The organism is Cardiobacterium valvarum, assembly GCF_900460955.1.
Classification (GTDB): domain Bacteria; phylum Pseudomonadota; class Gammaproteobacteria; order Cardiobacteriales; family Cardiobacteriaceae; genus Cardiobacterium; species Cardiobacterium valvarum.
The window spans coordinates 180024-205137 of the sequence record NZ_UFUW01000001.1; the positions used below are offsets into that span (position 1 = coordinate 180024).

A 25114-nucleotide genomic window follows, 5' to 3' on the forward strand; every position below is an offset into this window, starting at 1 on the left:
ACTTTGTGCGACTGCCATGGGTTAGTATCGCATAAAATTTCAATATTATTGCGACAGGTGATGAAATTAGGCGCAAAATTCTAAAGGCATTTTTCTATGATGCGCCGCGAAAGAACAGAGGGTTTTATCAACATCCGTCTTTCGCATTTCATCAACAATCAGGAGAATTACTATGGCCTTTAATCTGAAAAATCGTCATCTGCTCAGCCTGGTACACCACTCTGAACGGGAAATTCGCTACCTGCTCGATTTGTCCCGCGATTTGAAACGGGCGAAATACGACGGCACCGAGCAGCCCAAACTGACGGGTAAAAATATTGCGCTAATTTTTGAAAAAACCTCTACCCGCACCCGCTGCGCGTTTGAAGTCGCCGCGCATGACCAGGGGGCACACGTGACCTATATCGGACCGGGTTCTTCGCAAATCGGGCATAAAGAAAGCATGAAAGATACTGCACGCGTCTTGGGCAGAATGTATGACGCCATCGAATATCGCGGTTTCAGCCAAAAAATTGTTGAAGAATTGGCTGAATATGCCGGCGTACCGGTCTTTAATGGCCTGACCGATGAATTCCACCCGACGCAAATGCTCGCCGATGTCCTCACCATGATTGAACACAGCGACAAACCGCTGCATGAAATCAAATATGTCTATATTGGTGATGCCCGCAATAATATGGGTAATTCCTTATTGCTGATTGGCGCTAAACTCGGTATGGATGTGCGTATTTGCGGTCCGAAAGCCTTATTGCCGGAAGATAAACTGGTGAAAATGTGCGAAGGCTTTGCCAAAGAAAGTGGCGCACGTATTACAGTAACTGACGATATTGATAAAGCGCTGAAAGATGTAGATTACGTTCATACGGATGTTTGGGTATCGATGGGCGAACCGCTGGAAAGTTGGGGAGAACGCATCAAGATTCTCCTGCCATATCAAGTCACTCCGGAATTAATGAAACGCAGCGGCAATCCAAAGGTAAAATTCATGCACTGCCTGCCGGCATTCCATAACAGCGAAACGAAAGTGGGTAAAGAAATTGCCGAGAAATATCCGGAGCTGAAAAATGGTATTGAAGTAACGGAAGATGTTTTTGAATCGCCGATGAATATCGCTTTTGAGCAAGCGGAAAACCGTATGCACACCATTAAGGCCGTCATGTATGCCAGCCTGACCTGAGGAATTGTCATGAGAATTGTCATTGCTTTGGGTGGGAATGCGCTCTTGCGGCGTGGTGAACCGCTCACGTTTGAAAACCAGCGGCAAAATATCAAGATTGCTTGCGAGCAGATTGCCAAAGTTTGGCCGAATAATGAGTTGGTGATTGCGCACGGCAACGGCCCGCAAGTTGGCCTGCTGGCGCTGCAAGGTGCCGCTTATACTGAAGTTCCGACTTATCCGCTGGATGTTCTGGGCGCGGAATCAGTCGGCATGATCGGCTATATGATTCAGCAGGAATTGGGCAATCTGGTGCCGTTTGATGTGCCGCTGGCCACGATTCTGTCACAAGTCGAAGTCGACAAGAACGATCCGGCCTTTAAAAATCCGACCAAGCCCATCGGCCCTGTGTATAGCAAGGAAGAAGCCGAACGTCTGGCGAAAGAAAAGAATTGGTCCATTGCGCAAGATGGCGATAAATACCGCCGCGTTGTTCCCAGTCCTTTGCCAAAACGGATTTTTGAAATCCGCCCGGTCAAATGGTTATTGGAGCGCGGCAGTATTGTGATATGCGCCGGTGGCGGCGGCATTCCGACATATTATGATGAGCAGCATAATCTGCACGGGGTAGAAGCCGTTATTGATAAAGATTTGTGCTCTGCTCTGCTTGCCGAAAATCTTGATGCCGATTTGTTTATTATCGCGACCGATGTTTCCGCTGCCTTTATTGATTGGGGCAAGGATACGCAAAAAGCGATTGCCAGTGCGCATCCCGATGCTATTAAAGAAATCGGCTTTGCCAGCGGTTCGATGGGACCGAAAGTGCAGGCTGCCATTAATTTCGCCCGATATAGCGGCAAAGACGCAGTTATTGGTTCGCTGTCCGATATCGTCGATATTGTCAAAGGTAAGGCGGGTACGCGTATCAGTACGAATGTAACAGGTATCAATTATTATTGATTCAATCTGGTGACGGATGGGGAATATCTCCCCATCCATTCATAATTATCCCAGACTAAGGAATTATTTATGGAAACGGCTAAAAAGAAATTTGTCTTTCCTTCTGCATTCACGATTCTCTTCGTCATCCTGATTATTGCCGTTGGCCTGACGTGGATTGTGCCATCCGGTTCTTATTCTAAATTAACTTATGATGGCATCAATAATCAATTTGTGGTCAAGACGTATCAGCAGGATGATAAAACGTATCCTGCTACCAAGGAGACGCTGGATCAGCTCAATATCAAAATAGACCTGAATAACTTCACCGAAGGTACGATTAAAAAACCGATCGCCATTCCGGGGACTTATCAACGGGTGCAGCAGAATCCAAAAGGCATTGGTGATATTGCGGAAAGCATGATTCACGGTACGATTGAAGCTGCCGATATTATGGTATTCATTTTTACCCTCGGCGGCATGATTGGCGTTATCAATAAAACCGGTGCTTTCAATTCCGGTCTGATGGCACTCGCGCGGCGTACTAAAGGCAATGAATTCATGATCGTCTTCAGTGTCTCTGTGCTGATGGTGATAGGCGGTACCACTTGCGGAATTGAAGAAGAAGCGGTAGCGTTTTATCCCATTTTGGTGCCGGTATTCCTTGCCCTCGGTTATGATGCGATTATCTGCGTCGGTGCTATTTTCCTCGCATCTTCCATGGGTACGGCATTCTCGACCATTAACCCCTTCTCGGTCGTGATTGCTTCCAATGCCGCCGGTATTCCCTTCACTGAGGGTATAGGATTCCGCGCCGTCGGTTTGGTATTGGGTGCCGCCTGTGTCATCTATTACCTCTACTGGTATGCGAGAAAGATTAAGGCCAATCCCGCTTTTTCTTATACCTATGAAGACCGGGAAAGTTTCCGCGAACAGTATATGAAAGGGTTTGACCCGAATGCCGTGGTCGAATTCACCGTGCGCCGCAAATTGATTCTTGCCCTGTTCTGTATCGCCTTCCCGATTATGGTGTGGGGGGTTATGGCCGGCGGCTGGTGGTTCCCGCAAATGGCCGCTTCTTTCCTGACCATTACCATCATCATTATGTTCATCTCCGGCCTGAAAGAGAAAGAAATCGTTGATTCTTTCACGCATGGCGCATCCGAACTGGTCGGGGTGTCACTGATTATCGGCCTTGCGCGCGGCGTCAACCTGGTGCTGGAACAGGGCATGATTTCCGACACGATTCTGGACTATACCTCACAACTGGTCAGCGGTATGCCGCCCAGCCTGTTTATCCTCGGCCAGCTCGTGGTCTTCATCTTCCTCGGCCTGGTTGTGCCTTCTTCCTCCGGCCTCGCCGTGCTTGCCATGCCGATTATGGCGCCGCTCGCCGACGCAGTCGGCATCCCGCGCTTCATCGTGGTTTCCGCCTACAACTGGGGGCAGTATGCCATGCTCTTCCTCGCACCGACGGGGCTGGTGCTGGTTACGCTGCAAATGCTCAATATCCCCTTCAACAAGTGGGTGAAATTCGTCATGCCGATGATTGGCGCGCTGCTGGTGATAGGCGCAACGCTCCTGATCATCCAGGTGTCAATGTACAGTCACTAACCGCTGCAACAGGCCGCCATTCGGGCGGCCTTTTTTTTATAAATGCCGTATCATTACCGGATAACGCCCATCATCCAAGGATTACCTGATGCCGAAAGAAAAGCTGCTGGACAATATCGATATCCGGATTCTGCGTGCCTTGCAAAAGAATGGCCGTCTGCATAATAATGAATTGGCGCAGGAAATCGGCTTGTCCAATTCTGCCTGTTTACGGCGGGTCAATATTCTTGAAGAGAATGAAATTATTGACCATTACACGGCCATTCTTAATCCACAAAAATTGCATTGTCCGTTATCCGCTTATGTCTTCGGTTCATTTATTGAAGAAGATAACAGCAAACGTGAGCGCTTTATCTTTGAGATGAAGCTGGTGCCAAATATTGTGGAATGTCATTTAATGGCAGGGGATTATGATTTTGTCGTTAAAATTCGTGCTGCCGATCTGGATGAATTTCACCGCATCAAGACTAAATATTTGAATAAAGAAACCGGCGTCAAAAACGTTAAATCTGAAATTGTTTTGCAAACCATCAAAGATTCCACTGAGTTACCGCTCTGAATCATGTGTTTTTTTTGTGCAAAAGTGGGGCGGTGAGGCGCTCCATTTTTGTTTAGTAAAAAGTCTGTCTATTATTAGTTTTTTGTGTGTGCAGTAGCTGTCCGCCATAAAGAGGGCAAAGTATAATACGCGTGAATTCACACCGAGGTAATCATCCATGAGAAAAGAAGGTGAAAACCTGTTCAAATGGTTGTGGCGCAAATACACCGAGTTCTGCGACGAAGCGGGCTTGTCCCAGCCCGGCGCATGTCGGCGTTGTGTGCCACTGGTGAAGGAAGATCCTCCGCTGCAATGGCCGGACGGGTTGCAAAAGCACAATGACGAGACGGCGCGTCATGCCGCCGCGAATCAGCAGGATTCGTGCGAGTTGTAGGCGCAGTGTCATTTTTTTGTCTTTTAGTCAGGAGTCTTTATGGTTCTTTTCTTTTTCTGCGTAGCCCTGCTGGTGGCGGGTTACTTCATCTATGGCACGCTGATGGAGAAAATCTTCGTCATCAAGCCGCAACGACAAACACCCGCCTACGCTATGGGCGACGGCGTGGACTATGTGCCAATGTCGCGCCTGAAAGTGTGGTTGATCCAGGTGCTCAATATCGCCGGCACCGGGCCGATTTTTGGGCCCATTCTCGGCGCGCTCTATGGCCCGGTCGCCATGCTGTGGATCGTTGTCGGCTGCGTCTTTGCCGGCGCCGTGCATGATTATTTCTGCGGCATAATCTCCATCCGTAACGGCGGCGCCTCCATCCCGACCATGGCCGGACGTTATATCGGCGCGCCGATGAAGCACATTATCAACTTTATCGCCCTTATCCTGCTGGTGCTGGTCGGTGTCGTTTTCGTCACCAGTCCCGCTGGTCTCCTCACCAGCCTCACCGAACAGGTACTGGGACGCAGTGGTGAGGCGGTGATGAAAGGCAATCCGCTGCACGACAATCTGGCGCTGACTTGGGTTTGCATCATTTTTGTGTACTACATCATCGCAACCCTGCTGCCCATTGATAAAATCATCGGCCGCATTTATCCGCTCTTTGGCGCGCTGCTGATGTTCATGACCGCTGGTATGCTCTTCGGCCTGCTCTTTGAGGGCATCCCGCTCTTCCAGACGGTTGGCCTGCAAAACGGCGTTTCCCTCAGCGATTTATTCACCAACTTCCAGCCGAAAGGTGGCAATGTGCTGCCCATCTGGCCGCTCATCTTCGTCACCATCACCTGCGGTGCAATTTCCGGCTTCCACGCCACGCAAACGCCGATGATGGCACGCTGTACGGAAAATGAACGCGAAGCCCGCTTCATTTTCTACGGCGCGATGATCACCGAAGGCGTAATTGCGCTCATTTGGTGCATGGTCGGTATCAGCTTCTACCCCGATGTGCAGGTACTGCAAGAGACCATCAGAACCGGCACGCCGTCCAAAGTTGTCTATGATGCGGCGATGGGCATGCTTGGCACCTTCGGCGGCATCCTCGCCGTGCTCGGCGTCGTTGTACTGCCGATTACCTCCGGCGACACTGCCTTCCGTGCTGCCCGTCTGCAAATTGCCGAATTCTTGAACAGCTACGGTCTGGACGCGGATCAGCGCAACCTGGTTAAACGCCTGATGATTACCGTGCCGCTTTTTGTGCTTGGCATCATCCTGACTAGAATCGATTTCAGCGTGCTGTGGCGTTATTTCAGCTGGGCGAACCAAACGACGGCAACTATTATGCTGTGGACGGCAGCGGCCTATCTCTACCGCCACGGCAAATTCCACTGGGTGTGTACTATCCCGGCGGTTTTCATGACGCAAATTTGCGCCTGCTACCTCTTCTTCGACCAGAAGATCGGTTTCGGCTGGATCTGGGCGAAAGTGGGTCTCGGTGAACCGGTACGCCTGTGGCAGGCAGCCATGACCAGCGGCGTAATCGTTGCAGCAGTCTTCACCGTGCTGTTCTTCATCGCCTTCAAACCGGATCATGCCAAAGCCGTTGGCGGTATGGCACCGGTACTGGATGACTGATCCTTGCTCCTGCAAGAGCAAACGGCGCTGCGGCGCCGTTTTTTGTGCCCGGTGGTGGATGGATGGGCGGCAGGTATTTGACAGGGTGGTACCAAGCGGCGTGAACACTGGGCCTGCCAAGCGGCGTAGTTACTGGCTTCGTCAAGCGGCGTAAATACCGGCTCCGTGTCAGACGGGATAAATGAAAGCCACCCCGAAGGGTGGCTGTGGAGACTTGTGGCGATGAGCTCAGAGCGGCAGGACTTCGAGGCCGGCGACGTATTCGTATGTGTGCGGCGCATCTTTGACGAGTGTGCTTGGCACTTCGTGTTCGACGGAAATCCAGTACATGCCTGGGCCCGGCCAGTCAATATTGAGGTTGCCGTCCTTGTCGCTTTTGAGTTCGATGAAGTCGTGGGTGCGGTAGCGCAGGCCGTCTTTGGCGAGGCGGACGCGCGTGTCAGGCAGTGGTTTTCCGTCGTAGAGGACGCGGATTTTGGCTGTCTCGCCCGCGTAGAGTTCGTTCGGATGAGTGAGGTATTCGAAGTCCAGTCCTTTGGCGTCGGGTTTGACGGTGGTATCCGTCGGCTCGCCCAAGGTCGCAAAGGTTTCGATTTTCATGGTGAGCTGTTTGTATTTTTCCCGTTTTTTGTCCGCCATCGGGTTTTTTTGCTGGTATTTTTCCGGGCTGCCGCGCCAGCGTGTGTTTTCACCTTTGTCATTCGGGTAGTTGAACTGGATGTATTCAAGGTTGTCGGTGAAGCGGTAGGTGCCTTGCTGGTTCAGCAGGGCGTCGTAGCTGGTGCGCAGTTTGCCGGCCATCAAGTTTTCTTTTTCGATTTCTTTACCGCTGGGGTCGTAGGCGTGCAGGCCGTCGGCCGGGCGGCCACGGTGGTTGACGTCGAAGGGGAAGTCGGCGCCGCCGCCGTCAATAGTGATGTAGTCTTTGTCACCGGATAGCTGGGTTGAGCTGGGGCGTATCCAGACGTTGTGGGCAAGGGCGGCTTCGGCGAGCAGCAGGGTGCAGAGGACTGCGATATGTTGGCGTTGCATGGTGTGTCCTTGTAGTTACGGGGTGAGGGTCAGGTGGATGTCGCCCAGTTCGCTTTTGCCGGCGGCACTGGCTTCGGTTTTGTCTTTGATGGGCAGGGTGAAAGGGATGGCGACGTTTTCAGTGCCGCCTTCTTCTCGTGTGGCCTCAACTTTCAGGGTGTAGCTGCCGTCTTTGAGTTTGGCAAGGCGCGAGTCGTCTGCCTTGATTTCAATGGTGTGTTTGCCAGGCTTGCGTGTCGCACCGGTGATGGCATCGGGCAATGGTTTCAGGCTGCGCCCGCCTTTGCGCCACCAGTTGCGCAGTTCTTTGAGGTATTTCAGGCCTTCTTGCGGGTTGTCCGCTTTGCCTTTGATGAAGTACCACAGGCTGAGGTGCTCAACGAGTTTGCCTTCGCTGTCTTCTACCCACACGGCAACGTAGGGGCGGTGGTATTCGCTGCTTTTGATATCGGGTATGGTGATATCAAGGCTGAGGTTGAGCGCGCTGGCCGGAATGGTGAGGAGCAGGGCGGTGCTGAGGAGGTGTTTTTTCATGAGGGTTCCTGTGTTGTTGGGGTGGGTGATAGTAGTATGGATAGTAATTGTTCGCAATATAGATATTTTTTAGGTACGGCGTCAGGCAGGGTGATTATGGAATTTGGATGTTAAAAAAGCCGGTCGTGTGACCGGCTTCGTGTGTTTTATTGGCGTTTGAGGCGGAATTTTTCATCCGGCTGGGACGGGTCGAGTTTTTCGCCGTCCGGGCGGCGTAATTCGAGGTAGCCGTTGCCAATCTGGAAGGTGAGGTTGCCCGCGTTGTTGTCGAGTTGCAAGTATTGTTTGTCGGTGGTGGTGCGGTACACGCCGCTGTCCTGTTTGTTTTCTTGTTTTTTGCCAAGTTTGGTGGACTGGATGGTGTAGTTGCCGCCGGTCAGGGTCAGGCTGACTTGCAGGCCGTCGCAGTCGGCGCAGGGCAGAACGCCGTTGTAGGTGCCGAGGAAGGCGGCATTGTTGGCAGCTTGGGGTTGTTGTTGGGCGGTTTGGCCGCTGTTGTCAGCCGGTGGCGGGTTGTTGCTACCGCCGCCCAGGCCCAAGGTGGTACAACCGCCGAGGAAGATGGCCAGGGCGAGGCCGGCTGGGGTCAGTTTTTTCATGGGTTCTCCGTATGTTGTGGATTGGGTAACGCGTAATGTAGCCCGCTGTTCAGGTTTGGGCAATGTTTATGGTTGTTGCTTTTTGTTCATTGAGCAGGGCATCAATGTGTTGTTGGTGGGCAGCAACGATGTTGTGGTAAGGCGCCATGTAGGCGCGGATGGCGTCTTTGTGCGGGGTGTCGTGCAGGGCAAGCAGCGCGGCGGCAAGGGTTTCTGGACGGTTGTCGGCGAGTTCACGCGCAAAAGGATGGTGGATGAGGGCATCGCGGATGTGCTGGAAGTTGTACATGCTGCGCCCGAAAGTAACGGGAATGCCGGCATGCAGGGCTTCGAGCGGGTTGTGGCCGCCGTGCGGAATGAGGCTACCACCGATGTAGGCAAGGTCGCTGATGCGGTAGTAGTGTTTGAGTTCGCCGAGGGTGTCGAGGAGGTAGATGTCGCGGCTGTCGCGTGGTGTTTCGCCCTGGCTGCGCAGGCGGGGGGTGTAGCCAGCGTCGCGGATGTGTTGGGCGATGGTGTCGCGGCGTTCGGGGTGGCGCGGGGCGATGATGAGGCGGGCGTGCGGCAGGTGTTGTTGTAGCAGGCAGTGGGTAGCGATGATGGTTTGTTCTTCGCCTTCATGGGTGCTGGCGGCAATCCAGGTGTCCGGGGTGCGGGCAGCGGCGATGTCGGCAGGCAAGGGCAGGGTGGCGGGCGTCTGGTATTTGAGGTTGGGGGTGATAGTGATGTGTGCTGCAGGGACGCCAAGGACGCGGTAGCGGCGGGCATCAAAGCGGGTTTGGGCGTCAATGCGCAGAGTGGTGAGCGGTTCGCGCATGAGATAGCGGGCGTAGCGGTAGTAACTGCGCAGGGATTTGGCAGACAGGCGGGCGTTGCTGAGTTGGACGGGCACGCCCCGCTTGGCAGCGAGGCGGATGAGGTTCGGCCAGATTTCAGTTTCCATGAGGATGATGAGGTGCGGGTGGATGTGGTCAAGGGTGCGGCGGATGTTGGTGCTGGTGTCGTAGGGTAGGTAGCTGTAAGCGGTACGGTCAGGGTGTTGGGTGTGGTATTGGGCGATTTGTGCGCGGCCGGTCGGGGTGGTGCAGGTAAGCCAGAGATTGTGGTCGGGGTGAGCGGCGAGCAGGGCGTCCAGCAGTGGGCGGATGGCGAGGAATTCGCCAACGCTGACGGTGTGTACCCACAGACTGTTCGGCAGGGCAGGGGGCAGGAGGCGGGCGAAGCGTTCCTGGATGTGTTGGCGGTAGGCGGGGTTTTGCCGCGATTTGTAGTAGAGGCGAAGCAGGGCAAAGGGAGTGAGCAGGTGCAGTAGCAGGTTGTAGAGGGTGTTCATGGGTGCAGTAAAATAGGCGTTTTATGGCTGTCTATTATTATAGGGACACAGTATGGCGATTTTTGCGATTGGCGATGTGCATGGGCATTTGGATGGGCTGCTGCGGCTGTTGGATAAGGTGGGTTATGGCGATGGTGATGAGTTGTGGTTCGTCGGCGATTTAGTAAATCGCGGCCCGGATTCGGCCGGGGTACTGCGTTTTGTGCATGGTCTGCGGTTGAAACGGGTGGTGCTGGGAAATCATGATTTTTCTATGCTGGTACAGGCACAGCAGTTTCCGGGGAGCCGGATGCAGCGGTCCACGCTGGATGTGTTGCGCGCCGAGGATGGTGAGGGCTTGATTGATGGTCTGCGCCAGTTTCCGCTGCTGCACGTTGAACCGCGTTTGCAGCTGTTGATGTCGCATGCAGGACTGTTCCCGCAGTGGTCAGTTGAAGAGGGGCAAGCTGCCAGTGATGCGGTTTCCGCACAGTTGCGTGGGGATGGGTATCGTGAATTTCTGCGCGAGATTTTCGGTGATAAACCGGATCGGTGGTCGGCGGGTTTGCAGGGGATGGATTATTGGCGTTTTGCAGTGAATGCATTTTGCCGGATGCGTTATCTCAATACGGACGGCAGTCTGAATTTTCGTGCGAAAGACCAGCCGAAGAAAACAGAGGGCCTGTTGCCGTGGTTCAGCATGCCGCAGCAGTGTGACTGGTTGCAGCTGTTTGGTCATTGGGCGAGTCTGGGTTTGCATACGGAAGGGCAAGCAGTTTGCCTTGATGGTGGTTATGCCTGGGGCGGGCAATTAGCTGCTTATGATGTGTTGCAGCGCTGCTTGGCAGCGGCCATTAAGGCGAAATAATCTGTTTGTAATCGATGTGGTTAGAAAATTTTTGCTGAAATAAGGACATTCGGCGCTTGACGTTCTTTTGTCGATGTATATAATGCGCCCCCACTTTCCCGGAGGGGTACCCAAGCGGTCAACGGGAGCAGACTGTAAATCTGCCGGCTCAGCCTTCGTAGGTTCGAATCCTACCCCCTCCACCATTTAACTTGCGGGTGTAGTTCAATGGTAGAACCTCAGCCTTCCAAGCTGATGGTGTGGGTTCGATTCCCATCACCCGCTCCAGTGTCAAAGTTAAGTCCATATAGCTCAGTAGGTAGAGCACTTCCTTGGTAAGGAAGAGGTCACCGGTTCAAATCCGGTTATGGGCTCCATTCTATTTTCCGAATTTTTAAACCTTTGGGCGGATTGAGATGTCAAAAGAGAAATTTACCCGAACCAAGCCGCACGTTAACGTGGGCACGATTGGTCACGTTGACCATGGCAAGACTACGCTGACTGCAGCTTTGACCAAAGTTGGTGCAGAGCGCTTCGGTGGTACCTTTAAAGCGTATGACCAAATTGATGGTGCGCCAGAAGAGCGTGCTCGCGGTATTACCATCTCAACTGCGCACGTAGAATACGAATCACCGAATCGCCACTATGCGCACGTAGACTGCCCAGGGCACGCCGACTACGTTAAAAACATGATTACCGGCGCGGCGCAAATGGATGGCGCTATTTTGGTGTGTTCCGCTGCGGATGGTCCTATGCCGCAAACGCGTGAACATATTCTGCTGTCCCGTCAAGTAGGTGTTCCTTACATCGTTGTTTATCTGAACAAGGCAGACATGGTTGATGATGCCGAGTTGCTGGAACTGGTAGAAATGGAAGTGCGTGATTTGCTAAGCGAATACGACTTCCCGGGTGATGATACCCCGATTATTATCGGTTCAGCCTTGAAAGCACTAGAAGGTGATCAATCCGATATTGGTGTTCCTTCCATTATCAAGCTGGTAGATGCGTTGGATAGCTACATACCTGAGCCGCAGCGTGATATCGACAAACCGTTCCTGATGCCGATCGAAGATGTGTTCTCTATATCTGGCCGTGGTACGGTTGTAACCGGACGTATTGAACGTGGTGTTATCAAAGTTGGTGAAGAAATCGAAATAGTCGGTATTCGTCCAACGGCAAAAACCACCTGTACCGGTGTTGAAATGTTCCGTAAATTGCTGGATCAAGGTGAAGCGGGTGATAACGTAGGTGTATTGCTGCGTGGCACCAAACGTGAAGAAGTTGAGCGTGGTCAAGTGTTGGCCAAGCCGGGTACAATTACCCCCCACACCAAATTTGAGGCGGAAGTGTATATTCTGTCTAAAGATGAAGGTGGACGTCATACCCCATTCTTCAAAGGCTATCGTCCGCAGTTTTACTTCCGTACTACGGATGTAACCGGTGAATGCATTCTTCCTGAAGGTGTGGAAATGGTCATGCCGGGGGATAACATCAAGATGAATGTGCACTTGATTTCACCGATTGCAATGGACGAAGGGTTGCGATTTGCAATTCGTGAAGGTGGCCGTACAGTAGGTGCGGGTGTCGTCTCTAAAATTGTTGAGTAAAGATATAAAGATTAACGTATCTTGTAAGATACTTAAAGGGTGGTGTGTAATCACCACCTTTTTAACTATATAGATAGGCGAGTAGCTCAATTGGCAGAGTTGCGGTTTCCAAAACCGTCGGTTGGGGGTTCGAATCCCTCCTCGCCTGCCATTTTTAGAGGGAAGATGATGCAACAAGGTTCAGTAGAGCAACAGAAAAAGCCTCTTGATTCTTTTTTTACGGCGTTAGCCGTAATTTTATTTTTAGGTGGCTTTTATTGTGCAGGTTCCAATAGTTCCTTTTTATCCGGGTTATCCGGCTATTCCCGCTTTGGCATTGCAATAATCTCTCTCCTTATATCAGTATTGGCCTTATGGCCGACTAGTCATCGTTATTATTTGCTGGCATTATTCCGTGGTGCACGAATAGAAATGCGAAAAGTACGGTGGCCAACTAAAGAAGAGGCTACAAAAAGCACTTTAGTGGTTTTGGCCTTGGTTGCCTTATTTGCCATTATTCTCAGTATCTTTGATTGGATTTTGGTGAAAATAGTTGAGGCCCTGCTCTAATGTCCATGCAATGGTATGTGTTACAGACGTATTCTCAGTTTGAACAGCAAGTTAAGCGTGCTTTAGAAGAGCGCATTGAACGTGAGGAATTGCAAGAATATTTTGGTCGTATTCTGATCCCTTCAGAGGAAGTAGTTGAAATTAAGGATGGGAAAAAACGTAGTTCGCAACGCAAATTTTTTCCTAACTACGTATTGGTAGAAATGGAAATGAATGATGTGACATGGCATGTCGTGCGTAGTATTCCTCGTGTTTCGGGTTTCGTGGGCGGAACAGCAGAGAAGCCAGCGCCTATTTCTCAGCATGAGGCTGCTGCTATTCTGCAGCGTATTGAAGAAGGCGTTGAAAAACCTCGTCCAAAAACATTGTTTGAGATTGGTGAAGAGGTTCGCATTGTAGAAGGACCGTTTGCCGAGTTTACTGGCACAGTTGAAGAAGTTATGTATGAAAAAAGCAGACTGAAAGTTTCTGTGCTTATCTTTGGTCGTCCTACGCCGGTAGAACTTGAGTTCCATCAGGTGGAGAAAGACCTATAAATTAGGGGAGCCGTAAGGCGTTATACCCATTTGGAGTAGTATATGGCAAAAAAAATTACTGGCTATATCAAACTGCAAATTGCAGCAGGTAAAGCAAATCCAAGCCCGCCGGTTGGCCCAGCATTAGGTCAGCATGGTGTGAATATTATGGAATTCTGCAAGGCATTTAATGCAGAAACTCAGAGTATGGAAGCAGGAATGCCTGTTCCGGTCGTAATTACGGTTTATAGTGATCGTAGTTTTACTTTTATTACAAAAACTCCACCAGCAGCCTATTTGTTGAAAAAAGCAGCCGGAATTAAATCTGGTAGTGGACGCCCAAATACAGAAAAAGTAGGCAAGATTACTCTTGCTCAACTGGAAGAAATAGTCAAGATTAAACAGCCTGATCTAACCGCTGCTGATTTGCAGGCAGGAATTAATACGATTGCTGGCAGTGCTCGTTCTATGGGCTTAAAGGTAGAGGATTAAATAATGGCTAAGTTAAGTAAACGTGCTCAAGCTCTCCGTAATGCAGTAGAGAATGGAAAAATCTATTCGGTAATGGATGCCTTGACCTTGTTGAAATCAGTTCCTGCTGCTAAGTTCGTTGAGTCAGTAGATGTGGCGATAAATTTGGGTATTGATCCACGTAAATCTGACCAAGTGGTACGTGGTGCTGCTGTATTACCGAATGGTACGGGTAAGTCTGTACGTGTCGCAGTATTTGCGCAAGGTGCAGCTGCTGAGGCCGCACAAGCTGCGGGGGCGGATTTGATTGGCATGGAAGAATTGGCAGATGAAATTAAAAATGGTCGTAGTGACTTTGATGTCGTTATTGCTGAACCGGCAGCTATGCGAGTTGTTGGGCAATTGGGACAGGTGCTTGGTCCACGTGGTTTGATGCCAAATCCCAAAGTGGGTACTGTTACCCCAGATGTCAAAACTGCCGTGGAAAATGCCAAGGCAGGCCAAGTTCGTTTTCGTGCGGACAAAGGTGGTGTGGTACACGCCATGATAGGAAAGATAAGCTTCAACGAACAGCAATTGGCTGAAAATTTATACGCTTTAGTCACCGAGATTAATAAATTGCGTCCTGCTGCCGCTAAGGGAGTTTATTTGAGAAAAGCTTTCTTATCTACTACCATGGGGCCAGGGATTATTATAGATGTTACGTCGCTTAGTGGGGCGGCATAAGATAGATTTTGGGATAGCTGCATGGCAGCTATTGTCAAAGACTGCAGGTGTTTGTTAAAACTTAATTTCCTGCATAGATGGTAGGCTATTTCAGCTATCTGAAGGCTATACCAAGGTCCACCGATTCTATCGGTGGTTTTTAGGGTAACCCGATCCGACTTAAGGAGTATGGAATGGGCTTGAATTTAACCAGCAAAAAAGTCGTTGTTGCTGAGATTAGCGAGATTGCTAGTAAAGCACACGCACTGGTTGCGACGGAATATCATGGTTTGACCGTTGAACACATGACGCAACTACATGCCCGTGCGCGCACTACAGGTGTTTATCTGCGGGTGGTTAAAAATACCCTGGCTAGAAGGGCTCTGGCTGAAACTGATTTTGCTTGTACGCAAGAACATTTGGTTGGCCCGCTGGTTTTGGCATTCTCAATGGAGGATCCTGGTGCTGCGGCACGTCTGTGGCGCGACTTCTTTAAGGAAAATGATAAACTTGATAAGAAAATGGTCAAATTTGTCAGTCTCTCCAACGAGTTGTTGCCGGGAAATGAACTGGAACGGTTGGCAAAATTGCCAACCAAAGAAGAAGCGTTGGCGCTACTTATGGCATGTATGCGTGCGCCGCTTAATAAATTTGCGCGTACTCTCAACGAGATTCCGGGTAAATTGGTTCGCACCATCGAAGCCATTCGCCAAAGTAAAGCCGCTTAAGTGCTTTGGGTATTGTTTAACTTTTATCTGATTTAATAATTTTTGGAGTTGTCATATGGCTATCGCTAAAGAAGATATCCTCAATGCTATTGCTGAAATGTCCGTGATGGATATCGTTGACTTGATTTCTGCAATGGAAGAAAAATTCGGTGTTACAGCAGCCGCAGCTGTTGCTGCTGCCCCAGTTGCTGCTGGCCCCGTTGCTGCTGCAGAAGAACAAACCGAATTTGATGTTGTTCTTTCTGATGCTGGTGCTAATAAAGTTGCCGTCATTAAGGTTGTCCGTACTGTTACTGGTCTTGGTCTCAAGGAAGCCAAAGAAGCAGTTGACGGGGCGCCTTCCACTCTGAAAGAGGGTGTTGCTAAAGAAGAAGCTGAAAAAATTAAAGCTGAACTTGAAGCCGCTGGTGCTAAAGCCGAGCTCAAGTAAGCGCTTTTGTATTTTTTTGAAAAGTACTGGTGTTTTTGCATCAGTACTTTTTGTTGTCTTCGAAAGTTGATACAACTGGAAATGCTATTTAGTTTGGCGTTTATTGTTGCATGAGCTTTCCAAATTTTTCTGCGCTTTGCGCATCTTCTAGCCGCCCGAGGTTAATGCCGTTATGACTTATACGTTCACCGAGAAAAAACGCATCCGCAAAAATTTCAGCAAACATCCCACTGTATTGGATACACCTTATCTGTTGGCAATGCAATTGGATTCGTATCATGATTTTTTGCAAAAAAATATACCAGCGAACAAGCGTGAGGATGTAGGTCTACATGAAGCTTTTTCTTCTATTTTCCCTATCGTCAGTCATAATGGACTCATTGAGTTGCAATACGTAGGTTATGACTTGGGTAAACCCGAATTCGATGTGCGAGAATGTCAACTGCGAGGCGTTACTTATTCCTCGCCTTTGCGTGTACGTATGCGGGTAGCTATCTATGATAAACCCGATCCGGATAAGCGAAAATTAAGGCAAGTCATTGAATCTGAACCTGTTTTTATGGGCGAAATGCCCTTAATGACCGACAATGGCACTTTTGTAATAAATGGAACTGAGCGGGTAATAGTCTCGCAATTACATCGATCTCCTGGGGTCTTTTTTGACCACGACAAAGGTGTAGGGCATAGTTCTGGAAAATTGCTCTTTTCCGCACGGGTTATTCCTTATCGTGGTTCCTGGCTGGATTTTGAGTTTGATGCTAAGGATTTGCTCTATTGTCGTATTGACCGTCGCCGTAAACTGCCAGTTACAGTACTGTTGCACGCGCTCGGATATAGCAATGCTGATATTTTGAGTGAATTTTTTGAAACGCAAAGTTTCAAGATTACCAGAGGCAAATTGGAAATAAAATTCCAACCATCGCAATTTAAAGGTGAGGCTGTTGCTTTTGATATTATGGCGGATGGTGAAGTGTTGGTTGAAGCGGGTAAACGTATTACTTCGCGTCATGTTCGTCAGCTAGAAGATAAAAATGTCACTAGCCAAGTTGTACCAATGGATTTTGTTGTTGGTAAAATTCTTGCTAAGGATTTGATTGATAAACAAAGTGGAGAATTAATTTTACAAGCCAATACAATTTTGACTGAAGAACATTTGGTGAAATTTGTTGAATTGGGGGTAAAATCTTTTGAAACCTTATATGTCAATGAACTAGATCGTGGCGCGTATATTGCTGATACGCTACGAATAGATGAAAGCACTGATCAAGACAATGCACGTGCCGAAATCTATCGTATGATGCGTCCGGGTGAGCCGCCGACAAAAGATGCTGCAGATACTCTGTTTGATAATTTATTCTTCAACGAAGAACGCTATGACTTATCGCGTGTTGGCCGAATGAAATTTAATCGTCGCCTTGGTATCGCAGAAGATACAGGCAGTGGTGTATTGTCACGAGAAGATGTTATCCGTGTGCTGAAAACCCTAATTGCTATTAAGGACGGCGATGGAACAGTTGATGACATTGATCACTTGGGTAACCGTCGTATCCGCTGTGTTGGTGAAATGGCGGCAAATGCTTTCCGTATAGGTTTGGTACGTTTGGAACGTTCTATTAAAGAGCGTCTCAGTCAAGTGGAATCTGAGCAACTGACTCCTAAAGATCTAATCAATCAGAAACCCGTCTCTGCAGCAATTAAAGAATTTTTTGGTTCGTCTCAGTTGTCGCAGTTTATGGACCAAAATAATCCGTTGTCCGAAGTTACTCATAAGAGACGTATTTCTGCCCTTGGTCCGGGAGGGCTAACCCGTGAACGAGCGGGATTTGAGGTGCGAGACGTGCATCCTACGCACTATGGACGCCTCTGTCCGATTGAGACGCCGGAAGGTCCGAACATTGGACTGATCAATTCGCTTGCAGTTTATGCAAAGACCAATGAATACGGCTTTCTCGAAACGCCCTACCGCAAAGTTGTCGATGGGAAAGTGACGATGGAGACCGAATATCTGTCGGCGATTGAAGAATCAAAGTATGTGATTGCGCAAGCGAATGCGGCGCTGAATGAAGACTGTTCTTTCCGCGATGAGCTGGTTTCCGCTCGTTATCAAAATGAGTTCATGTTGTCCCGTGCCGACCGAATTGACTACATGGATGTTTCTCCGAAGCAAATCGTTTCTGTGGCTGCTTCACTCATTCCTTTTCTTGAGCATGATGATGCGAACCGCGCCTTGATGGGGTCGAATATGCAGCGTCAGGCAGTGCCGACATTGCGTGCTGATAAACCGCTAGTTGGTACCGGTATGGAGCGGGTTGTGGCTAGTGATTCCGGTGTATTGGTGCGAGCGGAGCGTGGCGGTGTTATTGATTCGGTCGATTCCTCGCGGATAGTGGTCAAGGTCAATGATGATGAAGTGCAACCAGGAGGATTGGGTGTTGATATTTACAACCTGACCAAGTATACACGTTCCAATCAGAACACCTGTATTAACCAAAAGCCGCAAGTTAAGCCAGGCGATGTAATCGCACGGGGAGATGTGTTGGCCGATGGTCCGTCTACTGATATGGGGGAGTTGGCGTTAGGACAAAATATGCTGATCGCCTTTATGCCTTGGAACGGTTATAACTTTGAAGATTCCATCCTGATTTCCGAGCGGGTAGTACAAGAAGACCGTTTTACTACTATTCATATTGAAGAACTGACCTGTGTGGCACGAGATACCAAGCTTGGCTCGGAAGAAATCAGTAGCGATATTCCAAACGTGAAAGAAAGTGCGCTGGCCAAATTAGATAGTACCGGTATTGTACATATCGGGGCAGAAGTCAGGGCAGGTGATATCCTTGTTGGTAAAGTGACGCCCAAGGGCGAGCGTTCGCAGTCGCCAGAGGAAAAGCTATTGCGCGCGATTTTTGGCGAGAAAGCATCTGATGTGAAAGATAGTTCACTACGCGTCCCCGCCGGTATGGATGGCACAGTCGTAGATGTACGCGTGTATACTCGCGATGGAGTTGAGAAAGATACGCGTGCTAAAGAAATCGAGTCAATGGAAATCGCCAGCATTGCCAAAAATATAAAAGATCAGCTGCGGGTATTCGAAAATGACATCTATGAACGAGTCGCCCGCTTGTTGCTCGGACAGGCAGTGAAAAAAGCGCCAAAACGTAAAGCGGGCGATCTCGTAGATCAGTCGTTATTGGATGAATTGAAGCCGGAACAATGGTTTGACCTACGTCTGCAAGATGGTGGTATCAGCGAACAGCTTGATGGAATGCATCAGTTGCTGCTCGATAAACGTCGTGAACTGCAGGATTACTATGAAGAGAAGAAGGCTAAATTCTCGCAAGGTGATGACCTCGCTCCTGGCGTATTGAAAATGGTCAAAGTATATCTTGCTGTCAAACGGCGTCTACAACCAGGCGATAAAATGGCAGGGCGCCACGGTAATAAAGGCGTGGTCTCACGCATCGTGCCAGTAGAAGATATGCCTTACATGGACGATGGCACGCCGGTTGATATTTGTCTTAACCCGCTTGGTGTGCCGTCACGAATGAATATTGGCCAGGTACTGGAAACCCACTTGGGCTGGGCTGCTCGCGGTATTGGATTACGTATTGGTGAAATGTTGGATCAGAAAGGCAAATCTACCAAGCCTTTGCGCGCCTATCTGAACGAAGTTTATAACCATGACGGTCAACGCGAATCACTGGATTCGTTGAGTGATGCAGATTTTATTGCGCTTTGTCAAAATCTGCGTGCAGGCGTACCGATGGCGACGCCAGTCTTTGATGGAGCGAAAGAAACGGAAGTGCAGAGGATGCTTGAATTGGCGGGTCTGCCAAAAACCGGACAAACTCGCCTTTATGATGGTCGCACTGGTGAGCCTTTTGACCGTGAAGTTACCGTTGGTTACATGTACATGCTCAAATTAAATCACTTGGTTGATGACAAGATGCATGCACGCTCAACAGGCCCATATTCACTGGTTACGCAACAACCGCTCGGTGGACGAGCTCAGTTTGGTGGACAGCGCTTTGGAGAAATGGAAGTGTGGGCACTAGAGGCCTATGGTGCTGCTTATACCTTGCAGGAAATGCTGACGGTGAAATCGGATGATGTCGAAGGACGCACCAAAATGTACAAAAATATTGTGGATGGCAATCTACAAATTGATCCGGGCATGCCGGAATCGTTCAATGTACTCACCAAGGAAATTAAAGCTCTTGCCATCAATATTGATTTGGAACAGGAATAAACAACGCAGGCAGGTTTTATTATGAAAGAACTCATTAATATGTTTAAACCACAGGACGGTGTGGATGATTTTGATCGTATCCGCATCGGCCTGGCCTCGCCCGACATGATTCGTTCGTGGTCGTTTGGTGAAGTCAAAAAACCTGAAACGATCAACTACCGAACCTTCAAGCCGGAACGTGACGGCTTGTTCTGCGCCAAGATTTTTGGACCTATTAAGGACTATGAATGCCTATGTGGTAAATACAAGCGACTTAAACACCGTGGCGTGGTCTGCGAGAAGTGTGGGGTAGAAGTTACCAAAGCCAGTGTACGTCGTGAACGCATGGGGCATATCGAACTGGCTACGCCGGTAGCCCACATTTGGTTTTTGAAATCTCTGCCATCCCGCATTGGTCTGTTGCTGGATCTAACCCTGCGTGAAATCGAGCGGGTGTTGTATTTCGAATCTTTTATCGTACTTGATCCAGGTATGACCCCACTGGAAAAGAACCAGTTACTCAATGAAGAAGCCTATCTGCAAGCAGTAGAAGAATACGGTCACGAATTCAAGGCCATGATGGGGGCGGAAGCTATTCAGGAGATTCTGCGTACTACCGATTGGCGTGAAGTATTGCAAAATCTGAAAGAGGAGTTGGAACAAACCTCTTCGGAGACCAAGAAAAAACGGCTGGTTAAACGGATTAACCTGATTGATGCCTTTGTGCCTGATCCTGATGACCCAAATAAAGTCGCGAGCAAACCGGAATGGCTGATTCTCAACGTATTGCCGGTATTACCACCGGATTTGCGTCCGCTAGTGCCGTTGGATTCTGGTCGCTTCGCCACATCCGATTTGAATGATCTTTATCGTCGAGTCATTAATCGCAACAACCGCTTGAAACGTCTGCTGGAGTTGTTTGCGCCTGATATTATCGTGCGCAACGAAAAACGGATGTTGCAGGAGGCGGTAGATTCCTTGTTGGATAACGGTCGGCGGGGACGTACCGTTACCGGTTCCAATAAACGGCCATTGAAATCGTTAGCGGACATGATCAAGGGTAAGCAGGGACGCTTCCGTCAGAACCTTCTTGGTAAGCGGGTAGATTATTCTGGTCGCTCGGTGATTGTAGTTGGCCCGACCTTGCGTTTGCATCAATGTGGTTTGCCTAAACGAATGGCTTTGGAGTTGTTCAAGCCATTTATCTTTCAGCAATTGATCGAAAAAGAGCAGGCGCCGACCATTAAGGCAGCAAAATTGATGGTGGAACGTGATGAGCCGGAAGTTTGGGATGCGCTGGAATACGTCATCCGTGAACATCCAGTCATGCTCAATCGTGCTCCGACACTGCACCGTCTGGGGATCCAGGCTTTTGAACCCATTTTGATTGAAGGTAAGGCTATCCAATTACACCCATTGGTCTGTGCTGCATTCAATGCTGACTTTGATGGTGACCAAATGGCCGTGCATGTTCCGCTTTCGCTTGAGGCCCAACTGGAAGCGCGCGCCCTGATGATGAGCTCGAACAATATCTTGTCTCCTTCGAATGGTGAGCCGATTATCGTGCCGTCTCAAGATGTGGTTTTGGGTTTGTATTACATGACTCGTGAGCGTATCAATGCAAAAGGTGAAGGGATGCGTTTTGCGGACATCAAAGAAGTCGAGCGTGCCTATCAAGCGGGTGAAGTACATCTGCAAGCGAAAATTGAAGTACGTCTTGACTTATATGAAGGTGACAAAAAATACTTCCACCGTATTCAAACAACTGTTGGTCGTGCGTTGCTCTCACAAATTTTGCCGGAAGGACTGTCCTTTGATTTGATCAACAAGTCAATGAATAAGAAAGCCATTTCTGCACTGATCAACCAGTGTTATCGTCAGTTGGGACAAAAAGAAACCGTTATTCTCGCCGATCAGTTGATGTACACAGGATATCGTTATGCGACTTATTCAGGTGCCTCTATCGGTATTGTTGATATGGTCGTTCCGGAATTAAAATCGGAAATTCTGCATACTTCAGAAACGGAGGTGAAGGAAATCGAAGAGCAATATGCTTCCGGTTTGCTTACCCAAGGCGAGAAATATAATAAAGTCATTGATATTTGGTCTCGTGCCAACGAGAAGCTGGCCAAGGCAATGATGGATAATTTGCGGCAAGAAGATGTTGTCAACCGTGAAGGCGAGACGGTCAAGCAGGAATCCTTCAACTCTGTTTATATGATGGCCGATTCGGGCGCTCGGGGTTCCGCAGCGCAAATTCGTCAGTTAGCGGGAATGCGAGGGTTGATGGCAAAACCGGATGGTTCCATCATTGAGACGCCGATTACCGCAAACTTTCGTGAAGGCCTAAATGTTCTGCAATATTTCATCTCTACTCACGGTGCGCGTAAGGGACTAGCGGATACGGCATTGAAAACGGCGAATTCTGGCTACCTGACCCGTCGTCTCGTAGATGTCTCACAAGATGTGGTAGTTAATGAAGAAGATTGCGGAACGACTCGCGGCTTTGAAATTCAGGCTGTAGTTGAAGGTGGTGATGTAGTTGAGCGCTTGAGTGATCGTGTTCTTGGTCGAGTTCTGGCTGAACCGGTTGCTGACCAGAACGGTAAAATTGTGCTGGATGCAGGAACCCTGCTTGAAGAAAAAGAAATTGCTGTTTTGGAAAAAGCGGGTGTAGATCGGGTTATGGTGCGTTCTGTCATCACCTGTGAATCACGTTATGGCGTTTGTGCGCAATGTTACGGACGCGATTTGGCGCGCGGCCATCGAGTCAACGTTGGTGAAGCAGTGGGTGTTATTGCTGCTCAATCCATTGGTGAGCCGGGAACTCAGTTGACCATGCGTACCTTCCATATTGGTGGTGCAGCGTCTAGTGCAGCAGCGGTTGGTTCTGTTGAAGCTAGAACCAATGGTACGGTGCGACTTGCGAACATCAAGACGGTAACCAACAAAGACGGGAAGCTGGTAGCTGTATCGCGATCCAGTGAGCTGTCAGTTATAGACCTGAATGGACATGAACGTGAGCGTTACAAATTGCCATACGGCGCCATGCTTAACGTTGAAAATGGAGATGAAGTGAAGCAAGGCCAACTGCTTGCCAGTTGGGACCCCCATACTCATCCGATTATTGCGGAAGTCAGTGGACGTATCGCTTTTCATGATTTTGAAGATGGTGTCACCGTGCAGGAATCCTCTGATGCTGATACCGGTCTAACTGTACGTACTATCATGGATAATGCGTTGCGCTCGACTTCAGCCAAAGATAAGCGACCGCTGATCCAGCTGTTGGATGATAACGGTCAGCCGGTAACGCAAGCAGGTTCTGATATCCCGGTTAACTACTTTTTGCCGGGTGGCGCAATCGTGCATTTGGATGATGGTGCTAAAGTTGAAGTGGGTGACGTGTTGGCACGGATGCCGCAAGCATCCGGTAAAACAGCAGATATTACCGGCGGTCTGCCGCGAGTCGCCGATCTGTTTGAAGCACGTAAACCAAAGGAACCAGCTATTCTCGCAGAGAAGACCGGTACAGTGTCTTTTGGTAAAGAGACAAAAGGTAAACAGCGCCTGATTATCAATGCAGAAGAAAGCGGTGAGATGATCGAAATCCTGATTCCTAAATGGCGTCGCTTAAACGTTTTTGAAGGCGAACAAGTCAAACAGGGGGATGTGCTTGCCGATGGTGAGTTGACTCCGCATGACATTCTGCGCTTGCGTGGTGTGGCTGAATTGGCCGCCCATATTGTGCGTGAAATTCAGAACGTTTATCGCCTGCAAGGGGTGAAAATTAACGACAAGCACATTGAAGTTATTGTGCGGCAGATGTTGCGCAAAGTCGTCGTACTTGATGCAGGTGAGTCGCGGTTGATCGTTGGTGAACAAGTTGATTTACAGCGCGTGTTGAGTGAAAACGACCGCTTGCAAGCACAAGGCAAATTGCCTGTACGGTACGAGCCGGTGTTAATGGGGATCACTAAAGCATCGCTTGCGACGGAATCTTTCGTCTCAGCCGCATCATTCCAGGAAACCACCCGCGTGCTGACTGAGGCTGCGGTACTGGGCAGTTTTGATGAACTGCGTGGTTTAAAAGAAAACGTTATTGTCGGTCGGCTGATTCCGGCAGGAACCGGCTTGGCTTATCATCAGCAACGCCGTATCAATCGTGCGGAAGAACAGGCATTATTTGATATGGTTAAAGACAATAACGAAGATAAACGGTCGGAAAAGATTGTGGTGACTGAAGCAGAAATGCCAGTCGACGGTAGTGAAAGCACCGAGTAAGCCACCACGTAAACCTGCATTGCGGTTGAAAATGAAAAACCGCAATGCTTGACAAAGCCGATAGTAAGAGCATACCATGCGCCACCTTTGGCCTAGAGGCGCTAATTTATTGACTTTATAAAAGTTTGGAGAACTTTATTCATGGCAACAGTTAACCAGCTCGTGCGTAGTCCGCGTACGCGTCAGAAAGAGAAAAATAATGTTCCTGCCTTGCAGGGCTGCCCGCAAAAACGCGGAGTATGCACTCGTGTATATACGACAACACCGAAGAAACCAAATTCTGCTATGCGCAAAGTCGCGCGTACGCGTTTGACCAACAAATACGAAGTGACTGCTTATATTGGCGGTGAAGGGCACAACCTGCAAGAGCACTCTTTGGTGTTGATTCGTGGTGGACGGGTAAAAGATCTACCTGGTGTGCGCTATCACATCGTGCGCGGCGCCTTGGATACCGCAGGTGTTAAAGACCGTAAGCAAGGTCGTTCAAAGTATGGCGCAAAGCGCCCTAAATCTTAATTTAGTAAGGAAATACCAATGTCAAGAAGAGTACGTGCGCCGGTCCGTAAAATTTTGCCCGATCCCAAGTTCGGAAACGTTGTTGTAGCAAAATTTATCAATATTCTCATGGTTAGCGGCAAAAAATCCGTTGCGGAAAAAGTAGTTTATGAAGCGTTAGCGGCAGCTGCAGAGAAGAAACAATTACAGCCAGTGGAAGTGCTGGAAGAGGCTTTGGAAAAAGTTCGTCCTGCTGTAGAAGTGAAGTCACGACGTGTTGGTGGTGCCACCTATCAAGTGCCGGTGGAAGTTCGTCCAGTACGGCAGAATGCATTGGCTATGCGTTGGCTTATTGATGCTGCGCGTAATCGGAATGAAAAATCCATGTCGCAGCGCTTGGCAGCGGAATTTTTGGATGCACTGGAAGAGCGTGGTGCCGCTGTGAAAAAACGTGATGATATGCACCGTATGGCAGAAGCAAATAAAGCATTTGCTCATTTCCGCTGGTAAGCGTGAA

Annotated in this window: 22 protein-coding genes and 4 tRNA genes; 22 read left to right on the plus strand and 4 right to left on the minus strand. The window is 49.3% G+C overall.

Annotation, left to right across the window (positions count from 1 at the left end; translation table 11 throughout):
- Positions 1–172: 172 nt before the first annotated feature.
- From DY250_RS00905 to DY250_RS00930, 6 genes are all read left to right on the plus strand, one after another.
- The gene (locus DY250_RS00905) at positions 173–1177 is read left to right on the plus strand and encodes an ornithine carbamoyltransferase (RefSeq protein WP_115610514.1); all 1005 of its coding nucleotides are present in this window, start codon (positions 173–175) and stop codon (positions 1175–1177) included.
- Between the two features lie 9 nt (positions 1178–1186).
- The gene (gene arcC, locus DY250_RS00910) at positions 1187–2116 is read left to right on the plus strand and encodes a carbamate kinase (RefSeq protein WP_115610515.1); all 930 of its coding nucleotides are present in this window, start codon (positions 1187–1189) and stop codon (positions 2114–2116) included.
- A 69-nt stretch (positions 2117–2185) separates the two neighbouring features.
- Positions 2186–3709 (plus strand): YfcC family protein, encoded by a 1524-nt coding sequence (locus tag DY250_RS00915; RefSeq protein WP_115610516.1) that lies wholly within the window; start codon positions 2186–2188, stop codon positions 3707–3709.
- Positions 3710–3797: 88 nt separating this feature from the next.
- A complete protein-coding gene (locus DY250_RS00920; RefSeq protein ID WP_006985196.1) occupies positions 3798–4268 on the plus strand; it encodes an Lrp/AsnC family transcriptional regulator in 471 nt (156 codons plus the stop codon).
- Between the two features lie 157 nt (positions 4269–4425).
- Positions 4426–4641, plus strand: coding sequence for a DUF5363 domain-containing protein (locus DY250_RS00925; protein WP_006985197.1), 216 nt, complete (start codon positions 4426–4428; stop codon positions 4639–4641).
- A gap of 39 nt (positions 4642–4680) precedes the next feature.
- Positions 4681–6264, plus strand: coding sequence for a carbon starvation CstA family protein (locus DY250_RS00930; protein ID WP_006985198.1), 1584 nt, complete (start codon positions 4681–4683; stop codon positions 6262–6264).
- A 228-nt stretch (positions 6265–6492) separates the two neighbouring features.
- On the opposite strand, the gene DY250_RS00940 is transcribed toward DY250_RS00930, so the two are convergent.
- The 4 genes from DY250_RS00940 to DY250_RS00955 all read right to left on the minus strand — a co-directional run bounded on the left by DY250_RS00940 (position 6493) and on the right by DY250_RS00955 (position 9762).
- Positions 6493–7296, minus strand: coding sequence for a DUF4198 domain-containing protein (locus DY250_RS00940; protein WP_115610518.1), 804 nt, complete (start codon positions 7294–7296; stop codon positions 6493–6495).
- 15 nt (positions 7297–7311) lie between these two features.
- Positions 7312–7830, minus strand: a complete 519-nt coding sequence (locus DY250_RS00945; RefSeq protein ID WP_115610519.1) for a DUF2271 domain-containing protein — start codon at positions 7828–7830, stop codon at positions 7312–7314.
- Positions 7831–7976: 146 nt separating this feature from the next.
- The gene (locus tag DY250_RS00950) at positions 7977–8429 is read right to left on the minus strand and encodes a copper resistance protein NlpE N-terminal domain-containing protein (RefSeq protein ID WP_115610520.1); all 453 of its coding nucleotides are present in this window, start codon (positions 8427–8429) and stop codon (positions 7977–7979) included.
- Positions 8430–8478: 49 nt separating this feature from the next.
- Complete coding sequence (locus tag DY250_RS00955) at positions 8479–9762, minus strand: 3-deoxy-D-manno-octulosonic acid transferase (RefSeq protein WP_115610521.1); 1284 nt, start codon at positions 9760–9762, stop codon at positions 8479–8481.
- A gap of 52 nt (positions 9763–9814) precedes the next feature.
- On the opposite strand from DY250_RS00955, the gene DY250_RS00960 reads away from it, so the two are divergent.
- The 16 genes from DY250_RS00960 to rpsG all read left to right on the plus strand — a co-directional run bounded on the left by DY250_RS00960 (position 9815) and on the right by rpsG (position 25107).
- A complete protein-coding gene (locus tag DY250_RS00960; protein WP_115610522.1) occupies positions 9815–10609 on the plus strand; it encodes a symmetrical bis(5'-nucleosyl)-tetraphosphatase in 795 nt (264 codons plus the stop codon).
- A 100-nt stretch (positions 10610–10709) separates the two neighbouring features.
- Positions 10710–10794, plus strand: a tRNA-Tyr gene (locus tag DY250_RS00965).
- Between the two features lie 8 nt (positions 10795–10802).
- Positions 10803–10876, plus strand: a tRNA-Gly gene (locus tag DY250_RS00970).
- Positions 10877–10889: 13 nt separating this feature from the next.
- Positions 10890–10965 (plus strand) — tRNA-Thr (locus DY250_RS00975).
- A 39-nt stretch (positions 10966–11004) separates the two neighbouring features.
- Complete coding sequence (gene tuf / locus DY250_RS00980) at positions 11005–12195, plus strand: elongation factor Tu (RefSeq protein WP_006984582.1); 1191 nt, start codon at positions 11005–11007, stop codon at positions 12193–12195.
- 75 nt (positions 12196–12270) lie between these two features.
- Positions 12271–12346 (plus strand) — tRNA-Trp (locus tag DY250_RS00985).
- A gap of 14 nt (positions 12347–12360) precedes the next feature.
- Complete coding sequence (gene secE, locus DY250_RS00990; RefSeq protein WP_006984594.1) at positions 12361–12744, plus strand: preprotein translocase subunit SecE; 384 nt, start codon at positions 12361–12363, stop codon at positions 12742–12744.
- Positions 12744–13280, plus strand: a complete 537-nt coding sequence (gene nusG / locus DY250_RS00995; RefSeq protein WP_115610523.1) for a transcription termination/antitermination protein NusG — start codon at positions 12744–12746, stop codon at positions 13278–13280. The genes secE and nusG overlap by 1 nt, the downstream gene beginning before the upstream one ends.
- Before the next feature lie 42 nt (positions 13281–13322).
- Positions 13323–13751, plus strand: coding sequence for a 50S ribosomal protein L11 (gene rplK / locus DY250_RS01000; RefSeq protein ID WP_006984592.1), 429 nt, complete (start codon positions 13323–13325; stop codon positions 13749–13751).
- A 3-nt stretch (positions 13752–13754) separates the two neighbouring features.
- Positions 13755–14456: a 50S ribosomal protein L1 gene (gene rplA / locus DY250_RS01005; RefSeq protein ID WP_115610524.1), complete on the plus strand. Its 702-nt coding sequence runs from the start codon at positions 13755–13757 to the stop codon at positions 14454–14456.
- Between the two features lie 173 nt (positions 14457–14629).
- On the plus strand, positions 14630–15163 hold the full coding sequence (rplJ, locus tag DY250_RS01010) for a 50S ribosomal protein L10 (protein ID WP_115610525.1): 534 nt from the start codon (positions 14630–14632) through the stop codon (positions 15161–15163).
- 55 nt (positions 15164–15218) lie between these two features.
- Positions 15219–15593 (plus strand): 50S ribosomal protein L7/L12, encoded by a 375-nt coding sequence (gene rplL / locus DY250_RS01015; RefSeq protein ID WP_006984589.1) that lies wholly within the window; start codon positions 15219–15221, stop codon positions 15591–15593.
- A 172-nt stretch (positions 15594–15765) separates the two neighbouring features.
- The gene (rpoB, locus tag DY250_RS01020) at positions 15766–19842 is read left to right on the plus strand and encodes a DNA-directed RNA polymerase subunit beta (protein ID WP_115610526.1); all 4077 of its coding nucleotides are present in this window, start codon (positions 15766–15768) and stop codon (positions 19840–19842) included.
- 21 nt (positions 19843–19863) lie between these two features.
- The gene (gene rpoC, locus DY250_RS01025) at positions 19864–24102 is read left to right on the plus strand and encodes a DNA-directed RNA polymerase subunit beta' (protein ID WP_115610527.1); all 4239 of its coding nucleotides are present in this window, start codon (positions 19864–19866) and stop codon (positions 24100–24102) included.
- 141 nt (positions 24103–24243) lie between these two features.
- On the plus strand, positions 24244–24618 hold the full coding sequence (gene rpsL / locus DY250_RS01030; protein WP_006984585.1) for a 30S ribosomal protein S12: 375 nt from the start codon (positions 24244–24246) through the stop codon (positions 24616–24618).
- Between the two features lie 18 nt (positions 24619–24636).
- The gene (rpsG, locus tag DY250_RS01035; protein WP_006984584.1) at positions 24637–25107 is read left to right on the plus strand and encodes a 30S ribosomal protein S7; all 471 of its coding nucleotides are present in this window, start codon (positions 24637–24639) and stop codon (positions 25105–25107) included.
- The last annotated feature ends 7 nt before the right edge of the window (positions 25108–25114 follow it).